18 protein-coding genes and 1 pseudogene are annotated in these 24,864 nt (G+C 71.0%); 10 read left to right on the forward strand and 9 right to left on the reverse strand.

Annotated elements, in window-relative coordinates:
• Positions 1-23 precede the first annotated feature (23 nt).
• Entirely contained in the window at positions 24-1,079 is a 1,056-nt protein-coding gene (locus ACIG0D_RS24280) for an LLM class F420-dependent oxidoreductase (protein ID WP_365766170.1), read from the forward strand.
• 203 nt (positions 1,080-1,282) lie between these two features.
• On the opposite strand, the gene corA is transcribed toward ACIG0D_RS24280, so the two are convergent.
• Positions 1,283-2,278, reverse strand: a complete 996-nt coding sequence (gene corA, locus ACIG0D_RS24285; RefSeq protein ID WP_399804500.1) for a magnesium/cobalt transporter CorA — start codon at positions 2,276-2,278, stop codon at positions 1,283-1,285.
• Between the two features lie 62 nt (positions 2,279-2,340).
• Between corA and ACIG0D_RS24290 the strand changes: the two genes are divergently transcribed.
• The 4 genes from ACIG0D_RS24290 to mshC all read left to right on the forward strand — a co-directional run bounded on the left by ACIG0D_RS24290 (position 2,341) and on the right by mshC (position 5,842).
• Positions 2,341-3,027: a histidine phosphatase family protein gene (locus ACIG0D_RS24290; protein ID WP_399804503.1), complete on the forward strand. Its 687-nt coding sequence runs from the start codon at positions 2,341-2,343 to the stop codon at positions 3,025-3,027.
• 99 nt (positions 3,028-3,126) lie between these two features.
• Complete coding sequence (locus tag ACIG0D_RS24295) at positions 3,127-3,717, forward strand: DUF3090 domain-containing protein (RefSeq protein ID WP_165996987.1); 591 nt, start codon at positions 3,127-3,129, stop codon at positions 3,715-3,717.
• On the forward strand, positions 3,681-4,505 hold the full coding sequence (locus ACIG0D_RS24300; protein WP_399804506.1) for an SCO1664 family protein: 825 nt from the start codon (positions 3,681-3,683) through the stop codon (positions 4,503-4,505). The genes ACIG0D_RS24295 and ACIG0D_RS24300 overlap by 37 nt, the downstream gene beginning before the upstream one ends.
• A 107-nt stretch (positions 4,506-4,612) precedes the next feature.
• Positions 4,613-5,842, forward strand: coding sequence for a cysteine--1-D-myo-inosityl 2-amino-2-deoxy-alpha-D-glucopyranoside ligase (gene mshC / locus ACIG0D_RS24305; RefSeq protein ID WP_399804509.1), 1,230 nt, complete (start codon positions 4,613-4,615; stop codon positions 5,840-5,842).
• A 72-nt stretch (positions 5,843-5,914) separates the two neighbouring features.
• On the opposite strand, the gene ACIG0D_RS24310 is transcribed toward mshC, so the two are convergent.
• From ACIG0D_RS24310 to ACIG0D_RS24335, 6 genes are all read right to left on the reverse strand, one after another.
• A complete protein-coding gene (locus ACIG0D_RS24310; RefSeq protein WP_365766175.1) occupies positions 5,915-6,841 on the reverse strand; it encodes a PAC2 family protein in 927 nt (308 codons plus the stop codon).
• Between the two features lie 132 nt (positions 6,842-6,973).
• Entirely contained in the window at positions 6,974-7,525 is a 552-nt protein-coding gene (locus ACIG0D_RS24315; RefSeq protein WP_399804513.1) for an SMI1/KNR4 family protein, read from the reverse strand.
• A gap of 182 nt (positions 7,526-7,707) precedes the next feature.
• A complete protein-coding gene (locus ACIG0D_RS24320; protein ID WP_399804516.1) occupies positions 7,708-9,327 on the reverse strand; it encodes an FAD-dependent oxidoreductase in 1,620 nt (539 codons plus the stop codon).
• 63 nt (positions 9,328-9,390) lie between these two features.
• Positions 9,391-10,953 carry a glycerol kinase GlpK gene (gene glpK / locus ACIG0D_RS24325; protein WP_399804519.1) on the reverse strand — a complete coding sequence of 521 codons (1,563 nt, stop codon included), beginning with the start codon at positions 10,951-10,953 and terminating at the stop codon, positions 9,391-9,393.
• 62 nt (positions 10,954-11,015) lie between these two features.
• A complete protein-coding gene (locus ACIG0D_RS24330) occupies positions 11,016-11,804 on the reverse strand; it encodes an MIP/aquaporin family protein (protein WP_399804521.1) in 789 nt (262 codons plus the stop codon).
• Between the two features lie 374 nt (positions 11,805-12,178).
• Positions 12,179-12,943 (reverse strand): IclR family transcriptional regulator, encoded by a 765-nt coding sequence (locus ACIG0D_RS24335; protein WP_399804524.1) that lies wholly within the window; start codon positions 12,941-12,943, stop codon positions 12,179-12,181.
• A 324-nt stretch (positions 12,944-13,267) separates the two neighbouring features.
• Between ACIG0D_RS24335 and metH the strand changes: the two genes are divergently transcribed.
• From metH to ACIG0D_RS24355, 4 genes are all read left to right on the forward strand, one after another.
• Positions 13,268-16,780: a methionine synthase gene (metH, locus tag ACIG0D_RS24340; RefSeq protein WP_399804527.1), complete on the forward strand. Its 3,513-nt coding sequence runs from the start codon at positions 13,268-13,270 to the stop codon at positions 16,778-16,780.
• Positions 16,781-16,966: 186 nt separating this feature from the next.
• Positions 16,967-17,668, forward strand: coding sequence for an HAD family hydrolase (locus ACIG0D_RS24345; protein ID WP_399804530.1), 702 nt, complete (start codon positions 16,967-16,969; stop codon positions 17,666-17,668).
• A 423-nt stretch (positions 17,669-18,091) separates the two neighbouring features.
• A complete protein-coding gene (locus ACIG0D_RS24350) occupies positions 18,092-19,696 on the forward strand; it encodes an ABC transporter substrate-binding protein (protein ID WP_399804532.1) in 1,605 nt (534 codons plus the stop codon).
• A gap of 70 nt (positions 19,697-19,766) precedes the next feature.
• Positions 19,767-21,347, forward strand: coding sequence for an ABC transporter substrate-binding protein (locus ACIG0D_RS24355; protein WP_399804535.1), 1,581 nt, complete (start codon positions 19,767-19,769; stop codon positions 21,345-21,347).
• A gap of 93 nt (positions 21,348-21,440) precedes the next feature.
• Here the strand turns inward: ACIG0D_RS24355 and ACIG0D_RS24360 are convergent, their stop codons facing one another.
• Positions 21,441-22,112: a response regulator transcription factor gene (locus ACIG0D_RS24360; protein WP_073942070.1), complete on the reverse strand. Its 672-nt coding sequence runs from the start codon at positions 22,110-22,112 to the stop codon at positions 21,441-21,443.
• A 14-nt stretch (positions 22,113-22,126) separates the two neighbouring features.
• A pseudogene (locus tag ACIG0D_RS24365) lies at positions 22,127-23,094 on the reverse strand (RecB family exonuclease).
• Positions 23,095-23,270: 176 nt separating this feature from the next.
• On the opposite strand from ACIG0D_RS24365, the gene ACIG0D_RS24370 reads away from it, so the two are divergent.
• Entirely contained in the window at positions 23,271-24,809 is a 1,539-nt protein-coding gene (locus ACIG0D_RS24370) for a site-2 protease family protein (protein ID WP_399804538.1), read from the forward strand.
• Positions 24,810-24,864: the final 55 nt, after the last annotated feature.

A 24,864-nucleotide genomic window follows, 5' to 3' on the forward strand; every position in this document is an offset into this window, starting at 1 on the left:
TACTGATCAGTAAGGGGAAGGCCATGCAGCTCGGCATCAACCTCGGCTACTGGGGCGCCGGAATGGACGCGGACAACCTGGCCGTCGCCCAGGAAGCAGACCGCCTCGGCTACGCGGTCTGCTGGGCCGCCGAGGCCTACGGCTCCGACGCCGCCACCGTACTCAGCTGGGTCGCCGCCCAGACCACGCGCATCGACGTCGGCTCGGCCATCTTCCAGATCCCCGCCCGCCAGCCCGCCATGACGGCCATGACCGCCGCCACCCTCGACTCCCTCTCCGGCGGGCGCTTCCGCCTCGGCCTCGGCGTCTCCGGCCCCCAGGTCTCCGAAGGCTGGTACGGCGTCAAGTTCGACAAGCCCCTCTCGCGCACCCGCGAGTACGTCGAGATCGTCCGCAAGGCCATGAGCCGCGAACGCCTCACCCACGACGGCGAACACTGGACCCTTCCCCTCCCCGGCGGGCCCGGCAAGCCCATCAAGCTCACCGTCCACCCCCAGCGCGAGCACATCCCGCTCTACATCGCCGCGATCGGCCCCAAGAACCTCGAACAGACCGGCGAGATCGCTGACGGCGCCCTGCTGATCTTCCCCTCCGCCGACCACCTCGAGGACACCACGCTCAAGCACCTCCGCGCGGGCCGCGAGAAGGCCGGCAGGACCATGGACGGCTTCGACGTCTGCCCGACCCTGCCCATCGCCGTCGGCGACGACAAGGACGTGACCGCCCTCGCCGACACGTTCCGCCCCTACACCGCCCTCTACGTCGGCGGCATGGGCAGCCCCAAGCAGAACTTCTACAACCAGCTCGCCCAGCGCATGGGGTACGAGAAGGAGGCCGCCGACATCCAGGCCAGGTACCTCTCCGGCGACAAGCAGGGCGCCGCGGCCGCCGTACCGCACGACCTGATCGACAAGACCACCCTCCTCGGCTCCGTCGACCGCATCGCCGACCGCATGAAGGCCTACGCCGAGGCGGGAGTCACGACGCTGTCGCTGGCCCCCGCGGGCTTCACCCTCGACGAGCGGATCGCCTCGCTCCGCGCCGGCACCGAGGCCCTGGAGCGCGCCGGTCTCGCGTAGCGGAATTCCCACGGCCGTGGTGGGGGCTCGGGGGTCTACCCCGCCACGGCCGTCACGCGGAACAACGCGCGGCCCCGCCCGGGGTTACGCCTCCGCTCACGCCCCCGTCAGCCGGCGCCGCATGGTCTCTCTCAGGACCCCGGACCGCCGCAACGCGCTCGACGGCCCGGCCGAGGCCGCCCCGGAGTTCGCGTGAGGGCCGCTCACATCCACCCCCGCCCCTTGAACAACCGGTAGAGCCCCACCTCCAGCACGGCCATGACCGCGATCACCGCCGGATACGACCACACCCACCGCAACTCCGGCATGTGGTCGAAGTTCATGCCGTAGACCCCCGCGATCATCGTCGGGACGGCGGCCATGGCCGCCCACGCGGAGATCTTCCGCATGTCGTCGTTCTGCCGCACGCTCATCTGCGCCAGATGCGCCGACAGCACATCCGACACCAGCCGGTCCAGCCCCTCCACGGACTCGTTCACGCGCGTGAGATGGTCCTGCACGTCCCGAAAGAACGGCCGCGCCCGGTCGTCGACGAACGGCACCGCACCGCCGACCCCCCCGGTCCCCGACAGCCGGCCGAGCGGCAGCGCCAGCGGTCCGGTGGCGCGGCGGAACTCCAGGATCTGCCGCTTGAAGCCGTAGATCCGCGAGGCGATGTGCCGGGAGCCGCCGCCCTCGGGCGAGAACACCTCCGCCTCCAGCTCCTCCAGATCGTTCTGCAGCTCGGCCGCGACCTCCAGATAGTGGTCGACGGTGGCGTCGGCGATCGCGTACAGCACCGCCGTCGGCCCCTTGCCCAGCAGCTCCGGCTCCTGCTCCAGCCGCCGCCGTACCGCGGCCAGCGGCGCTCCCTCGCCGTGCCGGACGGTCACCACGAAGCCGTCGCCGAGGAACACCATGACCTCCCCGGAGGACACGGCGTCGCTCTCCGGCTCGTAGACCACCGGCTTCAGCACCAGGAACAGCGAGTCGTCGTACACCTCCAGCTTGGGCCGCTGGTGGGCCTTCAACGCGTCCTCCACGGCCAGCGGATGCAGCCGGAACTCCTCGGTGACGTGCGCGAACTCCCGCTCGCCCGGCTCGTGCAGGCCGATCCACACGAATCCGCCCCCGGCCCGTGCCTGATCGAGGGCGTCGGACAGGTCCTCGGGACCCTTGGTCCGGCGCCCGTCCCGGTAGACGGCACAATCGACGATCACTGAGCGCATTCTCCCTTCACCGGCCCACCACCACACCCGGGCGTACGCCTACGCTGGGCGGCATGCCCACGTTGATCCTCGTCCGGCACGGACGTTCCACCGCCAACACCGAGGGACTGCTCGCCGGCTGGACGCCCGGCGTGCGGCTCGACGAACGCGGCGCCGCCCAGGCCGCCGCCCTGCCCGCCCGCCTCGACGGGCTGCCGCTCGCCGAGGTCGTCACCAGCCCGCTCGAGCGCTGCCAGGAGACGATCCGGCCGCTGCTCGACGCCCGCCCCGGCCTGACCGCGCACACCGACGAACGCATCGGCGAGTGCCACTACGGCGACTGGTCCGGCCGCAAGCTCGCCGAACTGAAGGACGAGCCGCTGATGGAGGTCGTGCAGGCCCACCCCTCGGCCGCCGAGTTCCCCGGCGGCGAGTCGATGCGCGCGATGGCCACCCGCGCCGCCGAGGCCGTACGCGAGTGGAACGCGCGCGTGGAGCGCGATCACGGGCCCAACGCGGTGTACTTGATGTGTTCGCACGGCGACATCATCAAGTCGCTCGTCGCGGACGCCCTCGGACTTCATCTCGACCTCTTCCAGCGGATCAGTGTGGAACCGTGTTCCATCACCGCGATCCGTTACACCCGGCTGCGCCCTTTTCTCGTCCGCCTCGGCGACACCGGCGACTTCGCGTCCCTCATGCCGCGCGAGGAACCCCCGGCCGAGGAAGCGCCCGTCGGGGGCGGTGCGGGCGCACCGTGATCGTCGGCCGCAGTAGGGTGAAGCGGTCAGTCGGTCCCGAAGTCGATGCCGATCCGTCGATGCCGATCCACAAGTCCAGACGATTCCAGGAGACAGGACGTGTCCCGTCAGGTGTTCCTCTACGACCCACCGGACCGCTTCGTGGCCGGCACGGTCGGACTGCCCGGGCGCCGTACGTTCTTCCTCCAGGCCTCCGCAGGCTCCCGGGTGACCAGCGTGGCCCTGGAGAAGACACAGGTCGCGGCGCTCGCCGAGCGCATGGACGAACTCCTCGACGAGGTCGTACGGCGTAGCGGCGGCAGCGCCGCCGTGCCGGCCGTCGCCCCCGCCGAGATCACCGACACCGCCCCGCTGGACACCCCCGTCGAGGAGGAGTTCCGGGTCGGCACCATGGCCCTCGCCTGGGACGGCGAGGAGCAGCGCATGATCGTCGAGGCACAGGCCCTCGTGGAGATCGACGCCGACTCCGACGAGGACCTGGCCGAGGCCGAGGAGCGGCTGCTCCAGGACGACGAGAACGGGCCCCCGATGCTGCGGGTCCGGCTCACCGGTGCCCAGGCCAGAGCCTTCGCCAAGCGCGCCCTCGACGTCGTCAACGCCGGCCGGCCGCCCTGCCCGCTGTGCAGCCTGCCGCTCGACCCGGAAGGACACGTATGTCCGCGCCAGAACGGATACCGCCGCGGAGCATGAGCCCGGCGGACCTGCTCGCCGAGGGCGAGCTGACCGTGCGCGGACAGATCCGTCAGGCCTCCAACGCGGCGCTGTACTGCACGGTGACGCACGAGGGCGAGGAGACGGAGACGGCCTGCGTCTACAAGCCCGTCGCCGGGGAGCGCCCGCTGTGGGACTTCCCCGACGGCACGCTCGCCGGGCGGGAGGTGGCCGCCTACCTGGTCTCCGAGGCCACGGGCTGGGGCCTGGTCCCGCCGACCGTGCTGCGCGACGGCCCGTACGGCGAGGGCATGGTCCAGCTGTGGATCGAGGCCGTCCCCGGCACCGAGCTGCTGGCCCTCGTCGAGGACGAGGAGCCGGGGCCCGGCTGGAAGGCGATCGGCCTCGCCGAAGTGGGGGAGGGGCGCACCGCGCTGCTGGTGCACGCCGACGACGCGCGGCTGCGGCGGCTCGCCGTGCTCGACGCGGTGATCAACAACGCCGACCGCAAGGGCGGCCATCTCCTGCCCGCCGCGGACGGCCGGCTCTACGGCATCGACCACGGCGTCACCTTCAACGTCGACAACAAGCTGCGCACCCTGCTGTGGGGCTGGGCCGGGGAACCGCTCACCGAGGAGGCCGTCACGGTCCTCGAACGCCTCCGGGACCAGCTGAAGCAGGGCGCGGCGCTCGCCGAACGCCTCACCGGTCTGATCACGCCGGCCGAGGTGGACGCCACCCGCGCGCGGGTCGACGCCCTGCTCACCGCCAAGGTCCACCCGGAGCCCAGCGGGGAGTGGCCCGCCATCCCGTGGCCGCCGGTGTGAGGCACCCCATGCCCGGCACATCCGCCGGGAACGCGCAAGAGCGCCTTCCCGGCCATATGGCCTGGTCCGGTTCGTATACGGAACTCCAGTCCGGTTAGGCTCAAGACATGCATGCCTGGCCCGCTTCCGAGGTCCCCGCCCTGCCTGGTCAGGGCCGCGACCTGAGGATCCACGACACCGCGACCGGCACTCTGGTCACCCTCGATCCCGGCCCCGTCGCCCGTATCTACGTCTGCGGCATCACCCCGTACGACGCGACCCACATCGGTCACGCGGCGACCTACAACGCGTTCGACCTCGTCCAGCGCGTCTGGCTGGACACCAAGCGGCAGGTCCACTACGTCCAGAACGTCACCGACGTCGACGATCCGCTGCTGGAGCGGGCGCAGCGCGACAGCGTCGACTGGGTCGCGCTCGCCGAGAAGGAGACCGCGCTCTTCCGTGAGGACATGACCGCCCTGCGGATGCTGCCCCCGAAGCACTACATCGGCGCCGTCGAGGCGATACCCGGCATCGTGCCGCTGGTGGAGCGCCTGCGCGACATGGGCGCGGCCTACGAACTCGAAGGCGACATCTACTTCTCCGTCGAGGCCGACCCGCACTTCGGTCAGGTCTCGAACCTGGACGCCGCCGCGATGCGGCTGCTCTCCGCCGAGCGCGGCGGCGACCCGGACCGCCCGGGCAAGAAGAACCCGCTGGACCCGATGCTGTGGATGGCCGCCCGCCCGGGCGAGCCCAGCTGGGACGGCGGCTCGCTGGGCCGTGGCCGGCCCGGCTGGCACATCGAGTGCGTCGCCATCGCCCTCGACCACCTGGGCATGGGCTTCGACGTCCAGGGCGGCGGCTCCGACCTCGCCTTCCCGCACCACGAGATGGGCGCCTCGCACGCCCAGGTGCTGACCGGCGAGTTCCCCATGGCCAAGGCGTACGTCCACGCCGGCATGGTCGCCCTGCACGGCGAGAAGATGTCCAAGTCCAAGGGCAACCTGGTCTTCGTCTCCCGGCTCCGCCGCGACGGCGTCGACCCGGCCGCCATCCGGCTCGCCCTGCTCGCCCACCACTACCGGGCCGACTGGGAGTGGACGGACCAGGTGCTGCGGGACGCCGAGGAGCGGCTGGCGCGCTGGCGGTCCGCCGTCTCCCGCCCCGACGGACCGGGCGCCGACACGCTCGTCGAGGAGATCCGCGAGGCCCTGGCCGACGACCTCGACGCCCCGGCCGCGCTGGCCGCCGTCGACCGCTGGGCCGCCCTCCAGCACGAGCGCGGCGGCGAGGACCCCGGCGCGCCGGGTGTCGTCACCCGCGCCGTGGACGCGCTGCTCGGCGTCGCCCTGTAGCGGCCCGGTCCGGCTCCAGTCACGGCGAAGGGCGGTGCGGAACGTGTCCGCACCGCCCTTCCTCCAGAGCGCTCAGTCCTCCGAGGACTCCCCGTCCTCCGTGCCCGGCTTCGGCGGCATCGGCGGGCGCGTACGGTCCCCGGGGCCGCCGTCCCGTCCGCCGTCCCGGCGGCGCAGATACCGCTCGAACTCGCGGGCGATCGCCTCACCCGACGCCTCCGGCAGCTCCGCGGTGTCCCGGGCCTCCTCCAGCGTCTGCACGTACTCGGCGACCTCGCTGTCCTCGGCGGCCAGCTGGTCCACGCCCACCTGCCAGGCACGCGCGTCCTCGGGCAGCTCGCCCAGCGGGATACGCACGTCGATCAGGTCCTCCAGCCGGTTGAGGAGGGCCAGCGTCGCCTTCGGGTTGGGCGGCTGCGAGACGTAGTGCGGTACGGCGGCCCAGAGCGAGACCGCCGGGACACCCGCGTGCGTGCAGGCCTCCTGGAGGACGCCGACGATGCCCGTGGGGCCCTCGTACTTGGTCTCCTCCAGGTCCATCCGCCGGGCCAGGTCCGGGTCGGACGTGGTCCCGCTGATCGGCACCGGACGGGTGTGCGGGGTGTCGCCGAGCAGGGCGCCCAGGATGACCACCAGCTCCACGCCCAGCTCGTGGGCGAAGCCCAGCAGCTCGTTGCAGAACGAGCGCCAGCGCATGGACGGTTCGATCCCGCGCACCAGCACCAGGTCACGCGGCTTCTCGCCGCCGACGCGGACCACCGACAACCTTGTCGTCGGCCACGTGATCTTGCGCACGCCGCCGTCCATGAACACCGTGGGGCGGTTCACCTGGAAGTCGTAGTAGTCCTCGGCGTCCAGCGCCGCGAAGACCTCGCCCTTCCACTCCCTCTCCAGATGCGCGACCGCGGTGGAGGCGGCGTCGCCGGCATCGTTCCAGCCCTCGAACGCGGCCACCATGACCGGGTCGATCAGCTCGGGAACCCCCTCGAGCTCGATCACCCAGTGCCTCCTTCCGACGTGCCCTCGCTTGACATCCCAACCTTACGGCGTGCCGCGAGGGCGCCCGCAGCCCCCTTGCACGGGGGAGTGAACGGATCACTGCCCCGAACGTCCCCCCGGAACACCCCGCGGTCAGGGAGCGGCGGCGTCGAACCACTCCCTGCCCGCCGCCCAGTGCGCGACCCAGCCGGCGAAGCCCGAGGTGCCGGTGGTGTAGCCGAACTCGGCGCCGAAGGGCAGGGCGCCCACGTCGGTGATCTGCCATACGTGCCCGCGGTGCGGGCCGGTGACGATCAGATGCCAGTCCATGGCGCACCCGTCGGTGCCCAGCACGATCGAGCCGTGCTCGAAGACGGCGTCGAGGTCCGGCTCGTCGTCGTCCTCCTCCCACAGCCAGGCCTCGGTGAGCGGGAAGGGCTTGCTCAGGTCGCGGTCGGCGGGGTCGGACTGCGACCCCTGCGGAAGCTCGCCGAGTGCCAGCAGGCCGAACTCCGGCGGCCCTTGGTACGAGCCGTCGGTGATCTCCGCGACGAAGGTGCGATAGGGCTCGGGCAGCACGATCCCGTGCTCCGCCTCGAAGGCGCGCACCTTCTCCCAGCCGAGGGCGGACGCACCACCGTCGTCCACGTCGAAGGCCGCGCGCAGCGCCGCGAGTTCCCGCGGGTCCGCGTCTTCCGTGTTCATGCCGCCCATGGAAGCACGCGGCACTGACAACGCCGGTCCCTGGGCGCCCACGGGTACCGGAGCACGCGAAAGGGGCGGCTCCATCGGCGCGGAGCCGCCCCTTCCCGTGCCGGCCCCCCAGTGCGGTGGGGGCCGGGCCTCGGGTGCCGGCGGCGGTCAGGGAAGAGCCGGCGCGCGAGTCTCTACTTCTTCTCGTCCAGCAGGTCCTGGACCTTGGCGCGGACCTCGTCCGTGGCCAGACCGCGGATCGTCAGCGTCGTACGGCGGCGCAGCACGTCGTCCGCCGTCTCCGCCCACTCGTGGTCACGGGCCCAGACGACCTGCGCCCAGATCTCCGGCGCGTCCGGGTGGACGCGCCGGCCCAGCTCCGGGTTGTCGTTGGCGAGGCGGGCGATGTCGAAGGCCAGCGAACCGTAGTGGGTGGCCAGGTGCCTGGCGGTGTCGGCGGCCATGCGCGGGCCGGGGGCCGGGCCGTCGACCAGCAGCCGGTGGGCGACCGCGCGCGGGTTGGCGACACCCGGCAGCGGCAGCTTCTTCGGCAGCGACGAGATCGGCTCGAAGTCCTCGCCCAGCGGGTGGCCGGGCAGCGACTCCAGCTTCTTCATCACCGTACGGCCGATGTGGCGGAAGGTCGTCCACTTGCCGCCCGCGACGGACAGCATGCCGCCCTTGCCCTCGGTGACGACCGTCTCGCGCTTGGCCTTGGCGGTGTCGCCGGGGCCGCCCGGCAGCACCCGCAGACCGGCGAAGGCGTAGGTGATCAGGTCGCGGCTGAGCTGCTGGTCGCGGATGGAGAACGCGGCCTCGTCGAGGATCTGGGCTATGTCCTTGTCGTTGACGGCGACGTCCGCCGGGTCGCCCTCGAACTCCTCGTCGGTGGTGCCGAGGAGGAGCATGTCCTCCCAGGGCAGGGCGAACGTGATGCGGTACTTGTCGATCGGGGTGGCGAGCGCGGCCTTCCACGGGGAGGTGCGCTTCAGGACCAGATGCGCGCCCTTCGACAGCCGGATCGACGGCGCGGCGTTCGGGTCCTCCATCCGGCGCAGGTGGTCGACCCACGGGCCGGTCGCGTTGAGCACGAGGCGCGCGTTGACGCCGAACTCCTCACCGGAGATCCGGTCCTTCAGGTCGGCGCCGGTGACCCGGCCCTTGGTGAAGCGCAGACCGGTGACCTCGGCGTGGTTGAGGACGACCGCACCGGCCTCGACGGCCGCGCGGACCGTCATCAGCGCCATGCGGGCGTCGTTCATCTGGTCGTCGCCGTACACGGCGACGGCCTTCAGGTTCTCGGTGCGCAGCTCGGGCACGTCCGCCGCCGCCTTGGCGGGGGAGAGCAGGTGGCCGACGCCGTCGCCGAAGGCCGACAGCATCGAGTACGCGAACACACCCGCGCCGAGCTTCGCGGCGCCGTGCGGCCCGCCCTTGTACACGGGGAGGTAGAAGGTGAGCGGGTTCGCCAGGTGGGGGGCCACCTGGCGGGAGACCGCACGGCGCTCGAAGTGGTTCTCCGCCACCAGCTTCACCGCGCCGGTCTGCAGGTAGCGCAGACCGCCGTGGAGGAGCTTGGAGGAGGCGGAGGAGGTGGCACCGGCGAAGTCGCCGGCGTCGACCAGCGCCACCCTGAGGCCGGCCTGCGCGGCGTGCCAGGCGGTGGAGATGCCCAGGATGCCGCCGCCGATCACAAGAAGGTCGTACGACGCCTTGGCGAGCCGCTCCCGGGTCTCGGCGCGGCTCGGGCCTACGCCGGAGGCCGGGCGCGTACCGAGGGCAGGCACGGACTGCAGGGTGGACTGACTGGTCATGTCGGGTTCTTACTCCTCGTCAGAGCTCGGCTGAGAACGCGCCACTGAGCCGGTGGCTCGCGGTCAGTTCTCGTCGTCGTCGAGCCAGCCCATGGTCCGTTCGACGGCCTTGAGCCAGTTCTTGTACTCACGGTCGCGGGTCTCCGCGTCCATGCGGGGGGTCCACTCGGCGGCCCGGCGCCAGTTGGCGCGCAGGTCGTCGGTGCTGTTCCAGAAGCCGACGGCGAGACCGGCGGCGTAGGCGGCGCCGAGGCAGGTGGTCTCGGCGACCATCGGGCGCACCACGGGGGCGTCCACGAAGTCGGCGAGGGTCTGCATCAGCAGGTTGTTGGAGGTCATGCCGCCGTCGACCTTGAGGGCGGCCAGCTCCACGCCGGAGTCCTTCGTCATGGCGTCCGCGATCTCGCGGGTCTGCCAGGCGGTGGCCTCCAGGACGGCACGGGCCAGGTGCGCCTTGGTGACGTACCGGGTCAGGCCGGCGATCACACCGCGGGCGTCGGAGCGCCAGTACGGGGCGAACAGGCCGGAGAAGGCGGGCACGAAGTAGGCGCCGCCGTTGTCCTCGACCGAGAGCGCGAGCGTCTCGATCTCGGCGGCGGTCGAGATCAGGCCCATCTGGTCGCGCATCCACTGCACCAGCGAGCCGGTGACGGCGATCGAGCCCTCCAGGGCGTAGACCGGCTTCTGGTCGCCGATCTGGTAGCCGACCGTGGTCAGCAGGCCGCTGTAGGAGTTGATGATCTTGTCACCGGTGTTCATCACCATGAAGGTGCCGGTGCCGTACGTCGACTTGGTCTCGCCCTCGGAGAAGCAGGTCTGGCCGAACAGGGCCGCCTGCTGGTCGCCGAGCGCGGAGGCGACCGGGATGCCGCCGAGCAGGTCGCCGAGGCGGCCGCCGGTGATCTCGCCGTACACCTCGGCGGAGGAGCGGATCTCCGGGAGCATCGCGGGCGGGACCCCGATGGACTCGCAGATCTTCTCGTCCCACTGCATGGTGTGCAGGTTCATCAGCAGGGTGCGGGAGGCGTTGGTGACGTCGGTGACGTGCTTGCCGCCGTCGACACCGCCGGTCAGGTTCCAGATGACCCAGCTGTCCATGGTGCCGAAGAGGATGTCCCCGGCCTCGGCGCGCTCGCGCAGGCCCTCGACGTTGTCCAGCAGCCAGCGGGCCTTGGGACCGGCGAAGTAGGAGGCGAGGGGAAGGCCGGTCTCGCGGCGGAAGCGGTCCTGGCCGACGTTGCGGCCCAGTTCCTTGCAGAGGGCGTCGGTGCGGGTGTCCTGCCAGACGATGGCGTTGTGGACGGGCTCACCGGTGTTCTTGTCCCACAGCACGGTGGTCTCGCGCTGGTTGGTGATGCCGATGGCCTTGATGTCGTCGCGGGTGATGCCGGCCTTCTCGATGGCGCCGGCGACGACCTCCTGGACGTTGGTCCAGATCTCGGTGGCGTTGTGCTCGACCCAGCCCGGCTTCGGGAAGATCTGCTCGTGCTCCTTCTGGTCGACGGAGACGATCCGGCCGTCCCGGTCGAAGACGATGCAGCGGCTGGAGGTGGTGCCTTGGTCGATGGCGGCGATGAACGGGCCATGCCCGTGGGAAGCGATGCCGGCGGTGTGGGCGTCGGTCACTGTGTGCTCCTGGGGTTCATGTCGAACGGACTGGGGTGGTGAGCTGATGCTCCAGCGAACCTCTAGGCGAAGGCCAGCTTGTAGAGGCCCGCCGCGAGCGCGGCGCCGATCAGCGGTCCGACGACCGGGATCCAGGCGTAGCCCCAGTCGGAGCCACCCTTGTTGGGCAGGGGGAGAAGCGCGTGCACGATGCGCGGGCCGAGGTCGCGCGCGGGGTTGATGGCGTAACCGGTCGGTCCGCCGAGCGACAGACCGATGCCGACCACGACCAGCGCGACCATCAGTCCGCCGAGCGGGCCGAGGCCCTTGCCGCTGTCGTTGAGGCCTTGGGTGAGGACCGCGAGCACCAGCACGAAGGTGCCGATGATCTCGGTGGCGAGGTTCATCGCCACGTTGCGGACCTCGGGGCCGGTGGAGAAGACGCCGAGCACCGGACCGGCCTGGGCCTCCCGGGCCTCGACGGCCTTGGTGGACTGGGTACCGGGGCCACCGACGATCTCGCGGTCGGTGAGGTGGGCGCGGAACTGTCCGTAGTACGCCACCCAGGCGAGCGTGGCACCGATCATGGCGCCGAGGAGCTGTCCCGCGAAGTAGGTGGGGACGTTGCTCCACTCACCGTCCTTGATGGCGATGCCGAGCGTCACGGCCGGGTTGAGGTGGGCGCCGGACAGCGGCGCCGAGATGTAGACGGCCGTCAGTACGGCGAAACCCCACCCGAAGGTGATGGCGAGCCAGCCGGCGTTGCGGGCCTTGGAGGCCTTGAGCACGACGGCGGCCACGACGCCGGCGCCGAGCAGGATGAGTATGGCGGTACCGATGGTCTCGCCGATGAAGATGTCGGAGCTGGACACCCGCGACTCCTTTGTCCTTCGTCCAGGGGAAGCCGAACCCCGTGTCCCAACGGAGGTTCTGCGCCCTCGGGGGTGAGAGCTGTGCCGGCCCTTGGCGTTGTCACACTCTAGCGCGTATTGCCGGTAGGTGTTCGACAATGCCGACCGATGGACGGGAGTCTTGTCGGGCGGTCGCGCATGCGTCAAGGGTTCCGTTATCGAAAACACGATCGTTATTGATCGCGCTGAGTTATCGATCTTCAATGCGGCAATGGGCAGAGTTATGTCCGATGTGCCCGTTTTCAGGCATGGCGATCGCCGGAACGCCGTCCGGCGTCCCGGCGAGACTTTCCCGATACGGCCCCGAAGGCGCCGCGAATCCCGGCCCTACGGCCTCAGAAGCGCCCCGCGCCCAGGTCCCGCGAGACCGCGCGGGCGCAGTCCCGCACCGCCGCGATCAGCTCGGGACGCAGCTCGCCGTCCCGGGCCACCCGCTCCACCGCGCCCGTGATGCCGACCGCGCCGACCGGCATCCGGCGCCGGTCGTGGATGGGGGCGGCGATCGAGGCCACGCCCTCCCAGGTCTCCTCCACGTCGGCCGCGTAGCCCCGCGCGCGCGTCAGGTCGAGGATCTGCTCGAAGGGGGCCAGGTCGCAGACGGTGCGGTCGGTGAACGCCTTGCGGTCGGCCTCGACGGCCTCGCTGTGCGCGACCGGGTCGTACGCCGACAGCACCTTGCCGAGTGCCGTGGAGTGCAGCGGCTGCATGGCGCCGATCTCCAGCACCTGCCGGCTGTCGTCGGGGCGGAAGACGTGGTGGACGATCAGCACGCCCTGCTGGTGCAGGACCCCCAGATAGACGCTCTCCCCGCTGGAGCGGGCCAGGTCGTCGGCCCACACCAGGGCGCGCGCCCGCAGCTCGTGGACGTCGAGGTAGGTGGTGCCCAGGCGCAGCAGCTCCGCGCCCAGCTGATAGCGCCCGGAGGCGTCGTCCTGCTCGACGAACCCCTCCTGCTGGAGGGTGCGCAGGATGCCGTGGGCGGTGCCCTTGGCCAGGCCGAGGGCCGAGGCGATGTCCGACAGGCCCAGCCGCCGCTCGCCGCCCGCGAGCAGTCGCAGCATCGCGGCCGCCCGCTCGAGCGACTGGATGTTCCGTGCCATCGCCGTCCTGCCTCCGTCCCCTTCGACCGTCGAGCTGCGAGGTCGCTGCCTCTGTTCGGCAATGTCGAACACTACCGGTCCATGCCGACCTCTTGCTAATGGTCGTCGACAGCTCTTTGCCGTCCGTCCACCTCGGATGGCCGAAACCCGACGCCCGTCTTCCACCCGTTCGCGGCGACCATCCTCGTCCGTCACGTGGACGCCCCTGACCATAGGCCCCCTCGCCGGTTACTCTGACGGCGTGCGCCCGCCCCGGGTCGGTCCCCCGACCGCGCCCCGAGGCGCCGCAAAGCCGACAGCCGTCGCATCTCAGGGAGCCCTTACATGGCCTCGTTGCCGCCGACCCCTACCGCCGACAGCCGGACCCGTGCGTCCGCGCTCCGAGAGGCACTCGCCACCCGCGTGGTGGTCGCCGACGGAGCGATGGGCACCATGCTCCAGGCCCAGGAACCCACCCTCGAGGACTTCCAGAACCTGGAGGGCTGCAACGAGGTCCTGAACGTCACCCGCCCCGACATCGTCCGCTCGGTGCACGCCGCGTACTTCGACGCCGGTGTCGACTGCGTGGAGACCAACACCTTCGGCGCCAACCTCACCGCGGCGGGTGAGTACGAGATCGCCGACCGCGTGCTGGAACTGTCGGAGGCCGGCGCGCGGATCGCCCGGCAGACCGCCGACGAGTACACGGCCCGCGACGGCCGCCAGCGCTGGGTTCTCGGCTCCATGGGCCCCGGCACCAAGCTGCCCACCCTCGGCCACACCACCTTCCGCGCCATCCGCGACGCCTACCAGCAGAACGCCGAGGGTCTGCTCGCCGGCGGCGCCGACGCCCTGATCGTCGAGACCACCCAGGACCTCCTCCAGACCAAGGCCTCCGTCATCGCCGCCCGCCGCGCGATGGAGATCGCCGGGTACGACGTACCGCTCATCGTGTCGGTCACCGTCGAGACCACCGGCACGATGCTGCTCGGCTCGGAGATCGGCGCCGCGCTCACCGCGCTGGAGCCGCTCGGCATCGACATGATCGGCCTGAACTGCGCCACCGGCCCCGCCGAGATGAGCGAGCACCTGCGCCACCTCTCCCGGCACTCGCGCGTCCCGCTGTCCTGCATGCCCAACGCCGGCCTGCCCGAGCTGACCAAGGACGGCGCGTACTACCCGCTCACCGCGCCGGAGCTGGCGGACGCGCAGGAGAACTTCGTCCGCGACTACGGCCTGTCCCTGGTCGGCGGCTGCTGCGGCACCACGCCGGAGCACCTGCGCCAGGTCGCCGAGCGCGTCCGTGACCTGCGCCCGGTCGAGCGCGACCCGCGCCCCGAGCCGGGCGCCGCCTCGCTCTACCAGTCCGTTCCGTTCCGCCAGGACACCTCGTACCTGGCGATCGGCGAGCGCACCAACGCCAACGGGTCCAAGAAGTTCCGCGAGGCCATGCTGGAGGGCCGCTGGGACGACTGCGTGGAGATGGCGCGCGAGCAGATCCGCGAGGGCGCGCACATGCTCGACCTGTGCGTGGACTACGTCGGCCGCGACGGCGTCGCCGACATGGAGGAGCTGGCCGGACGGTTCGCCACCGCCTCCACCCTGCCGATCGTGCTGGACTCCACCGAGGTCGACGTGATCCGGGCGGGCCTGGAGAAGCTGGGCGGCCGCGCGGTGATCAACTCGGTGAACTACGAGGACGGCGACGGCCCCGAGTCCCGGTTCGCCAAGGTCACGCAGCTCGCGAGGGAACACGGCGCCGCGCTGATCGCCCTCACCATCGACGAGGAGGGCCAGGCCCGCACCCCGGAGAAGAAGGTCGAGATCGCCGAACGGCTGATCGCCGACCTGACCGGCAACTGGGGCATCCACGAGGAGGACATCCTCATCGACACCCTTACCTTCACCATCTGCACCGGTCAGGAGGAGTCCCGCAAGGACGGCATCGCCACGATCGAGGCGATCCGCGAGCTCAAGCGCCGCCACCCGAACGTGCAGACCACCCTCGGTCTGTCCAACATCTCCTTCGGCCTGAACCCCGCCGCCCGCATCCTGCTGAACTCCGTCTTCCTCGACGAGTGCGTCAAGGCCGGACTGGACTCGGCGATCGTGCACGCGTCGAAGATCCTGCCGATCGCCCGCTTCGACGAGGAACAGGTCAACACCGCCCTCGACCTGATCTACGACCGGCGCAGCGAGGGTTACGACCCGCTCCAGAAGCTCATGCAGCTGTTCGAGGGCGCCACCGCGAAGTCGCTGAAGGCGGGCAAGGCCGAGGAACTGGCCGCGCTCCCGCTCGACGAGCGCCTCAAGCGGCGCATCATCGACGGCGAACGCAACGGGCTCGAAGCCGACCTCGACGAGGCGCTCGCCCAGCGCCCGGCGCTGGAGATCGTCAACGAGACGCTGCTCGACGGCATGAAGGTCGTCGGCGAGCTGTTCGGCTCCGGCCAGATGCAGCTGCCGTTCGTGCTCCAGTCCGCGGAGGTCATGAAGACCGCCGTGGCCTACCTGGAGCCGCACATGGAGAAGACCGACGAGGACGGCAAGGGCACCATCGTCCTCGCCACCGTGCGCGGCGACGTCCACGACATCGGCAAGAACCTCGTCGACATCATCCTGTCCAACAACGGCTACAACGTCGTCAACCTCGGCATCAAGCAGCCCGTCTCCGCGATCCTGGAGGCCGCCGAGGAGCACCGCGCCGACGTCATCGGCATGTCCGGGCTCCTGGTGAAGTCCACCGTGATCATGAAGGAGAACCTGGAGGAGCTGAACGCCCGCGGCCTCGCCGCGCGCTACCCGGTCATCCTCGGCGGCGCCGCCCTCACCCGCGCCTACGTCGAACAGGACCTCCACGAGATCTACGAGGGCGAGGTCCGCTACGCCCGCGACGCCTTCGAGGGCCTGCGCCTGATGGACGCCCTCATCGGCGTCAAGCGGGGCGTGCCCGGCGCCAAGCTGCCCGAGCTGCGCCAGCGCCGGGTGCGGGCCGCCACCGTCGAGGTCGAGGAGCGCCCGGAGGAGGGCCACGTCCGCTCCGACGTCGCCACCGACAACCCCGTGCCCACCCCGCCGTTCTGGGGCACCCGCGTCGTCAAGGGCATCCAGCTCAAGGAGTACGCGAGCTGGCTGGACGAGGGCGCGCTGTTCAAGGGCCAGTGGGGCCTGAAGCAGGCGCGCACCGGACAGGGGCCGACGTACGAGGAGCTGGTCGAGACCGAGGGCAGGCCGCGGCTGCGCGGCCTGCTGGACAAGCTCCAGTCGGAGAACCTGCTGGAGGCGGCCGTCGTCTACGGCTACTTCCCCTGCGTCTCCAAGGACGACGACCTGATCATCCTGGACGAGTCCGGCAACGAGCGCACCCGGTTCACCTTCCCCCGCCAGCGCCGCGGCCGGCGGCTGTGCCTGGCCGACTTCTTCCGCCCGGAGGAGTCCGGCGAGACGGACGTCGTCGGGCTCCAGGTCGTCACCGTCGGCTCCCGCATCGGCGAGGAGACCGCGAAGCTGTTCGAGACCAACGCCTACCGCGACTACCTCGAACTGCACGGCCTGTCCGTCCAGTTGGCCGAGGCGCTGGCCGAGTACTGGCACGCCCGGGTCCGCTCCGAACTGGGCTTCGCCGGCGAGGACCCGGCCGACATCGAGGACATGTTCGCGCTGAAGTACCGCGGCGCGCGCTTCTCCCTCGGCTACGGCGCCTGCCCCGACCTGGAGGACCGCGCCAAGATCGCCGACCTGCTCCAGCCGGAGCGCATCGGCGTGCACCTGTCGGAGGAGTTCCAGCTGCACCCCGAGCAGTCGACGGACGCCATCGTCATCCACCACCCCGAGGCCAAGTACTTCAACGCACGCTGAGACGCGGGCCGGGGCGCAAGGCTGGGCGCAGGCCGAGGTGCCCGAGGGCGGGGACGGCCGGGTGCCCCGCCGCCCCGCCGTTCAAACGAGGCGGTTCGCCGACGTACGTCGTACACTGGTCGGTCCACTGGAGGCCGGTTCCCCACAAGGGAACCGGCCTGCTCGTCCCTCAAGGAGGTACGCCGGATGACGACCACCGTCCCCGCGCTCGGCACCCGTACGGCCGACGGCTCCGCGCTCCAGGCCGTGCTCCTCGACATGGACGGGACCCTGGTGGACACCGAGGGCTTCTGGTGGGACGTCGAGGTCGAGGTCTTCGCGAGCCTCGGGCACACCCTCGACGACTCCTGGCGCCATGTCGTGGTCGGCGGTCCCATGAGCCGCAGCGCGGGGTTCCTGATCGAGGCCACGGGGGCCGACATCACCCTGGCCGAACTCACCGTCCTGCTCAACCAGGGGTTCGAGGACCGGATCGACCGGGCGCTGCCGCTGATGCCCGGGGCCGCCCGGCTGCTCGCCGAGCTGGCCGCGCACGAGGTGCCCACGGCCCTGGTCTCCGCCTCCCACCGGCGCATCATCGACCGGGTACTCGCCACGCTCGGCCCCCAGCACTTCGCCCTGACCGTGGCCGGTGACGAGGTGCCGCGCACCAAGCCGCACCCCGACCCGTATCTGCTGGCCGCGGCCGGACTGGGCGCGGATCCGGCCAGGTGCGCCGTCATCGAGGACACCGCCACCGGCGTGGCCGCCGCCGAGGCCGCCGGCTGCCGGGTCGTCGTGGTGCCGTCCGTCGCCCCCATCGCCCCCGCCGCCCGGCGCACGGTGGTCACCTCGCTCGAAGAGGTCGACCTCCCCTTTCTGCGCGGGCTGATGACGGAAATGCGCTAGCTCTTCACCCACCGTGCAGCGGCGATTGGGCGGGAATTCATCGAACGCACACGCGGGCGAATTCGAACCGCTCCGGGTGGCCGAATTCCAGCGTTCGCACACCTCGTTGGATATGTGACGTTCACCACTCGGGTGCGGTCCGGTGCGTCACCCCACGCGTGCTCCTTGCCCGGTTTCCGCGGTTTGCGCCGTGACCTTGTGTCCCGATTGATGGGACGCTGCACGAATCCTTCCGCTGTCGGGTTTTCGGTGTGTCCACGCCCGGTTTCGCTGCGTGATGGCGGTTCAACTCCGGTGCCCGCGAACCGCGCTGCGGGCGCGCACTAATCTCGTCGCGAGAACATCACCCCCTGATCCCGTGATCCGCGGCGCCACCCCTGCATGCCGGATACACGGACTCGACAGCTCTGGAGAAACTCGAGCATGAACCGCAAGACTTTGGTGCTGCCGGCCGTGGCCGGCCTGCTCGCGCCCGCGCTCGCCGCCTGCGGCGGGTCCGACGGCGGGAGCGACGGCGGCGACGCGATCGCCGTCGGCACCACGGACCGGTTCATCGCCTCCAAGGACGCCCCGGCACCCCTCGACCCGGCCTACGCCTACGACGTCGGCACCTGGAACGTGCTGCGCCAGACCGTGCAGACCCTGATGATCCAGCCCCGCGGCGAGGGCGAGCCCGTCCCCGAGGCCGCCGAGAGCTGCGGCTTCACCGACACCGGCAACGAGCGCTACTCCTGCCGGCTGCGCGAGGACCTGACCTTCGCGAACGGCGACCCGATCACCGCCGCCGACGTCAAGTACTCCATCGACCGCGCCCGCTCCCTCAAGGCCGACAGCGGTGTCTTCGCCCTGCTGTCCACCATCGACACCGTCGAGACGCAGGGCGACGGCGAGGTCATCTTCCACCTCAAGACCGCGGACGCCACCTTCCCGTACAAGCTGTCCACCCCGGTCGCCGGCATCGTCAACCCCGACGACTACCCCAAGGGCAAGCTGCGCGACGGCTTCGCCGTGGACGGCTCCGGCCCGTACACCCTGAAGGCCGAGGAGAGGAACGGCGAGCTGGTCAAGGCCGTGTTCACCAAGAACCCCTCGTACAAGGGCGCCCTGACGGTGAACAACGACAAGGTCGAACTGGTCTCCTACGCGGACGCCGACGCCATGGGCGAAGCCCTCGAGAAGGGCGACATCGACCTGATGTCCCGCACCATGACGCCGCAGCAGATCCAGCGGCTGGGCACCGACGCCCCCGAGGGCGTCAACCTCGTCGACATGCCCGGCCTCGAGATCCGCTACCTGGCCTTCAACACCGACGCCCCGGCCGTCCGCAGCAAGGCCGTCCGCCAGGCCATGGCCCAGATCGTCAACCGCGGGGAGATCGTCTCCGAGGTCTACGGCTCCCAGGCCGAACCGCTGTACTCGCTGGTCCCGGCCGCCGTCACCGGCCACTCCAACTCGTTCTTCAACCGCTACGGCGACCCGAGCGTCGCCAAGGCCCGCGCCCTGCTCGCCAAGGCCGACATCACCACCCCGGTCAAGCTGACGCTGCACTACACGACCGACCACTACGGCGCCGCCACCAAGAAGGAGTTCGAGCTGCTGCAGAAGCAGCTCAACGACAGCGGCCTGTTCGACGTCGACATCAAGGGCGCCCCCTGGGCGACGTTCCGCCCCGCCGAGCAGAAGGGCGAGTACGAGGTCTTCGGCATGGGCTGGTTCCCGGACTTCCCCGACGCCGACAACTTCCTCGCGCCCTTCCTCGACAAGGACAACTTCCTCGGCTCGCCGTACGCCAACAGCCAGATCCGCAACAGCCTGATCCCGCAGTCGCGCCGTGAGGCCGACCGGCTCGCCGCCGTCGACAGCCTGACCCGGATCCAGGACACCGTCGCCGAGGACGTCCCCGTACTTCCCCTGTGGCAGGGCAAGCAGTACGTGGCCGCGCGTGACGACATCACCGGCAGCGCCTACGCGCTGAACTCCTCCTCGACCCTTCAGCTGTGGGAGCTCGGCCGCGGTGTGAGCGGCTGACATCTCCTCACCCGTGCCCGGCCGCCGCACGGCCGTCCGGGACTTCGAGAACGACGTAAGGCACACGCACGTGAACATGCGCAAGCAGTGGCCTGTCCTGCCCCTCGTGGCGGGGCTGGCCTCCGGCCTGCTGACCGGATGCGGTTCGGAGAACGGTGACGCGGGAGAGAATGGTTCCTCCATCGTCATGGGGATGTCCGACGACGTCCTGGCGACGGACCCCGCCTCCGGCTACGACCCCGGCTCCTGGCTGTTGTTCAACAACGTCTTCCAGTCGCTGCTCAGCTTCCCGAAGGGAGGCACCGAGCCGGAGCCGGAGGCCGCGGAGCAGTGCTCCTTCACGGACACCTCGACCAAGGTGTACCGGTGCACGCTGAAGGACGGTCTGAAGTTCAGCAACGGTGACCCGCTCACCTCGAAGGACGTCAAGTTCTCCTTCGACCGCATGCTGAAGATCAACGACCCCGACGGTCCGGCGATCATGTTCCCCATGCTCGACTCCGTCGAGACGCCCGACGACCGGACCGTCGTCTTCAAGCTGAAGGTGCCCGACGCCACCTTCCCCAGCAAGATCGCCTCCGGTGCCGGCTCCATCGTCAACCACCGCGAGTACGACGGCACCAAGCTGCGCGAGGACGGCCAGGCGGTCGGCTCCGGCCCCTACAAGCTGGACTCCATCGGTGACGACGAGGCCGTCTTCTCCGTCAACGAGCACTACAAGGGCAGCGCCGAGGTCAAGAACTCCGGCGTCACGCTGAAGTTCTTCCACGGCGACCGAACCGCCCTGAAGCAGGCGCTCCTCGGCGACGAGATCGACATCGCCTACCGAGGCCTGAGCGCGGGCGACATCGCCGACATCGAGAAGGCCGACGCCGACTCCGGCGCCGAGGTCATCGAGGGAAGCAGCGCCGAGGTCCAGCACCTGGTCTTCAACATGGACGACCCGGTCGCCGGAAAGCTCTCGGTCCGCAAGGCCATCGCCTACCTGATCGACCGCGACGCCCTCATCGAGGACGTCTACCAGGGCACCGCCACTCCGCTCTACTCGATCATCCCGGCCGGTATCGCCGGCCACAACACGGCCTTCTTCGACACCTACGGCGCCAGCCCCTCCAAGTCCAAGGCCGCCGCGGCCCTGCGCGCCGACGGCATCGACGGCAAGGTGAAGCTCACCCTCTGGTCGACGCCGTCCCGCTACGGCCCCGCCACCGACCAGGAGTTGCAGGCCATCGCCGGCCAGCTCAACGCCAGCGGCCTCTTCGAGGCCCAGGTCAAGTCGGTTCCCTTCGACCAGTACGAGAAGGACATCGAGGCCGGCAAGTACGGCGTCTACGTCAAGGGCTGGGTGCCCGACTACCCGGACGCCGACAACTTCACCGCCCCGTTCTTCGGCAAGGGCAACGTGCTCGGCAACAACTACACCAACAGCACCATCACCGGCACGCTGATCCCGCGCACGGCCGCCGAGTCCGACCGCGCCGCCACCGACAAGGACTATGCCGCGCTCCAGGACATCGTCGCCGACGAACTGCCCATGCTGCCCATCTGGCAGGCCAAGCAGTACGCGGTCGTCCGCGACGGCGTCTACGGCCTGGAGTACTGCCTGGACGCCTCGACGGTCTTCCGGTTCTGGGAGCTCAGCAAGAGCTGAGCGGTGACGGACGCTAAGGGCGGTCCTTCCTCCCCCGAGGAGGAAGGGCCGCCCTTCGTTGTCGTACGGCTCGCCCGCTGGTACTGGCTGCTGCTACTGGGCGCCGGGACGCACCAGCCCGCTCTCGTACGCGTACACCGCCGCCTGCACGCGGTCGCGCAGCCCCAGCTTGGTGAGGACATGGCCGACGTGCGTCTTCACGGTCGTCTCGCTGACGAACAGGTCCGCGGCGATCTCCGCGTTCGACAGACCGCGCGCCACCAGCTTCAGCACCTCGACCTCACGGTCGGTCAGGGTGTTCAGCGTGTCCGGCACCGGCTCGTCACCCGAGGGCAGATGCGTGGCGTACTTGTCGAGGAGCCGGCGGGTGATGCTCGGCGCGAGCATGGCCTCACCGGCGGCCACCACCCGGATCGCCTGCACCAGTTCGTGCGCGGGCGCGTCCTTCAGCAGGAAGCCGCTCGCCCCGGCGCGCAGGGCCTCCACCACGTACTCGTCCAGGTCGAAGGTGGTCAGCACCAGCACCTTCGCCGGACCGTCCCGACCGGGGCCGGTGATCTGCCGGGTGGCCTCCACACCGTCCATCCGGGGCATGCGGATGTCCATCAGGACCACATCGGGCTGCAGAGCCCGCACCTGGTCGAGGGCCTGGAGGCCGTCCCCGGCCTCGCCGACGACCGCGATGTCCTGCTCGGCCTCCAGGATCATCCGGAAGCCCGTACGCAGCAGCGGCTGGTCGTCGACCAGTAGGACACGGATGGCCACGTAAGTCTCCTTCGCTAGTCCGGCCCCATTCTGCCCTGCGCGGCCCGGCTCACGGGGAGCGGGTGGGCAGCGGATAGGGCGGGGGAGTGCCGCCGAACTCCGGGCAGTGCGCCTGGTGGTCGCACCAGCCGCACAGCTTCGTGGGGCGGGGCCGCCAGTCCCCGGTCTCGGTCGCCCGCCGGATCGCCTCCCACAGCGCGAGCAGCTTGCGCTCCACCCGCTCGAGGTCCGCCCGGACCGGGTCGTACGTCAGCACGTCCCCGCTGCCGAGGTAGACGAGCTGGAGACGGCGCGGGATCACGTTCTTCAGCCGCCACACCACCAGGGCGTAGAACGTCATCTGGAACAGCGCGCTGTCGGCGTACTCCGGCCGGGGCGCCTTGCCCGTCTTGTAGTCGACGATCCGCACCTCGCCCGTGGGCGCCACGTCGACCCGGTCGATGATGCCGCGCAGCCGGAGCCCCGACTCCAGCTCCGCCTCGACGAACAGCTCCCGCTCCGCGGGCTCCAGCCGGCTCGGGTCCTCCAGCGTGAACCAGCGCTCCACGAGCTGCTCCGCCTCACCGAGCCAGCGGGCCATCCGCTCGCCCTCCGGATCGTCGGCGAACAGCTCGGCCAGCTCGGGACGGGACTCCCGCAGCCGGTCCCACTGCCCCGGGATCAGCGACTTGGCGCGCGGCGGGGTGCGCTCCGCGGCGGGCGCGTCGAACAGCCGCTCCAGCACCGCGTGCACCAGCGTGCCCTTGGTCGCCGCCTCGCTGGGCTTCTCCGGCAGCCGGTCGATCACCCGGAACCGGTACAGCAGCGGGCACTGCATGAAGTCGCCGGCGCGGGAGGGGGAGAGGGAGGTCGGCGGTATGGCGGGGGCGGCGGGAGCGGCCTCCTCCGCCGTCCCGGCCGCAGCCGTGATCATGCCGGCGGGCGCGGGCTCCGCCGTACCGTCGCTGTGGGCCTCCGTCACGCCCTCGGTGCTCGTCTCCATGTCCACAGACCTTACGGCCCACCACTGACAGTGATCCCCGCCACGGTCGTGTGCACCGGCGGCGACGGGGAAAACAGACGGGGTGCCGGGGCGGAACGCACCCCCGTGGCCGCATACCATCGACCCGAGACCTTCCGCCCGGCAGGCGCGGGACACGCTTCGAACGAGGGGACATCGTGGACGAGAGCGGCGGGAGCGGGCAGCCGCGGTCGGGCAACGACAACTCGACCGGACCTCACGCGACACCGGCGACCCCGGCCCCTCACCCCACCCCCGACGCGCCGGTCCGCGAGGACCGGACGGCGAGCCACGCCACCGGCACCGCCGACGCGACGGGCCCCGCCGGGAAGCCGGTCCTCGAGAAACCGGCCCCGGAGAAGCCCGCCGTCGAGAAGCCCGCCGAGAAGCCCGCCGCCGAGAAGGACGAAGCCCCGGCCCCGCCGGACGCCCCGGCCGTCCAGCCCTCCGACACCGGCGCGGACGGCCCCCGCCCCGGCGACCACGACCGCACCCCCGCCCACTCCGGCCCCAAGGGCCGACGGGGCCCCGCGCCCCAGCGCCCCGAGCCCGGCGGCGGGCTGCTGATGGGCCGCCCCTTCGGCGTGCCCGTGTACGTGACGCCCAGCTGGTTCCTCGTCGCCGCCCTCATCACCTGGGTCTTCGGCGGCCAGCTCGACCACATGCTGCCCGAGCTGGGCGGCGCCCGGTACCTGGTGGCGCTGTTCTTCGCGGTCGCCTTCTACGCCTCCGTCCTCGTCCACGAGCTGGCCCACACGGTCGCCGCCCTCCGCTTCAAGCTGCCGGTCCGCCGCATCCAGCTCCAGTTCTTCGGCGGCGTCTCCGAGATCGAGAAAGAGGCCGAGACCCCCGGCCGGGAATTCGTCCTGGCCTTCGTCGGCCCGCTGCTCTCCCTCGTCCTCGCCGGCGTCTTCTACCTCGCCATGCAGCCCGTGGAGCCCGGCACGGTCCCCAGCGTCCTGCTCGCCGGCCTGATGATCTCCAACCTCATCGTCGCCGTCTTCAACCTGCTGCCCGGCCTGCCCCTGGACGGGGGCCGGATGCTGCGCGCCGTCGTCTGGAAGCTCACCGGCAAGCCGATGAGCGGCACGATCGCCGCCGCCTGGGTCGGCCGCGCGCTCGCCGTCTCCGTCCTGATCGGCCTGCCGCTGCTCACCCAGTCCGGCCTCCTCGGCGCGGACGCCGAGGACAACGTCGGCATGGACACCGTCCTGGACGCCCTGCTCGCCGCGATCCTGGCCGCGATCATCTGGACCGGCGCCGGCAACAGCCTCCGCGTCGCCCGGCTGCGCGAACACCTCCCCGAGCTGCGCGCCCGCACCCTGACCCGCCGCGCGGTGCCCGTCCCGGGCGACACCCCGCTCTCCGAGGCCCTGCGCCGCGCCAACGCCGCCGGCGCCCGCGCCCTGGTCGTCGTCGACGCCGACGGCAGCCCGCTCTCGATCGTCCGCGAGGCCGCCATCGTCGGCGTCCCCGAGCACCGCCGCCCCTGGGTCGCCGTCAGCGGCCTCGCCCAGGAGCTCACCGACGGGATGCGGGTCTCCGCCGAGCTGGCCGGCGAGGAACTGCTGGACGCCCTGCGCGCCCACCCCGCCACCGAGTACCTGGTCGTGGAGCAGACCGGCGAGATCTACGGCGTCCTGTCCGCCGCCGACGTGGAACGCGCCTTCGTCAAGGCGATGGCACGGCCCAGCTGACCCGGCGCCCCCGGCCGCCCTCCCCAAGCCGTGGTCGGCTGCCACGGCAAAGCCC

The sequence above is a fragment of the Streptomyces sp. NPDC052773 genome, from assembly GCF_044547145.1.
In the GTDB taxonomy this organism is placed as follows: Bacteria; Actinomycetota; Actinomycetes; order Streptomycetales; family Streptomycetaceae; genus Streptomyces.

Bases quoted from the DNA above. Each gene is read 5' to 3' on its own strand.
- ACIG0D_RS24280 (WP_365766170.1), top strand. From the start codon at position 24: ATGCAGCTCGGCATCAACCTCGGCTACTGGGGCGCCGGAATGGACGCG.
- ACIG0D_RS24290 (WP_399804503.1), top strand. From the start codon at position 2,341: ATGCCCACGTTGATCCTCGTCCGGCACGGACGTTCCACCGCCAACACC.
- ACIG0D_RS24300 (WP_399804506.1), top strand. From the start codon at position 3,681: ATGTCCGCGCCAGAACGGATACCGCCGCGGAGCATGAGCCCGGCGGAC.
- mshC (WP_399804509.1), top strand. From the start codon at position 4,613: ATGCATGCCTGGCCCGCTTCCGAGGTCCCCGCCCTGCCTGGTCAGGGC.
- ACIG0D_RS24315 (WP_399804513.1), bottom strand. From the start codon at position 7,525: ATGAACACGGAAGACGCGGACCCGCGGGAACTCGCGGCGCTGCGCGCG.
- ACIG0D_RS24320 (WP_399804516.1), bottom strand. From the start codon at position 9,327: ATGACCAGTCAGTCCACCCTGCAGTCCGTGCCTGCCCTCGGTACGCGC.
- ACIG0D_RS24335 (WP_399804524.1), bottom strand. From the start codon at position 12,943: ATGGCACGGAACATCCAGTCGCTCGAGCGGGCGGCCGCGATGCTGCGA.
- metH (WP_399804527.1), top strand. From the start codon at position 13,268: ATGGCCTCGTTGCCGCCGACCCCTACCGCCGACAGCCGGACCCGTGCG.
- ACIG0D_RS24345 (WP_399804530.1), top strand. From the start codon at position 16,967: ATGACGACCACCGTCCCCGCGCTCGGCACCCGTACGGCCGACGGCTCC.
- ACIG0D_RS24350 (WP_399804532.1), top strand. From the start codon at position 18,092: ATGAACCGCAAGACTTTGGTGCTGCCGGCCGTGGCCGGCCTGCTCGCG.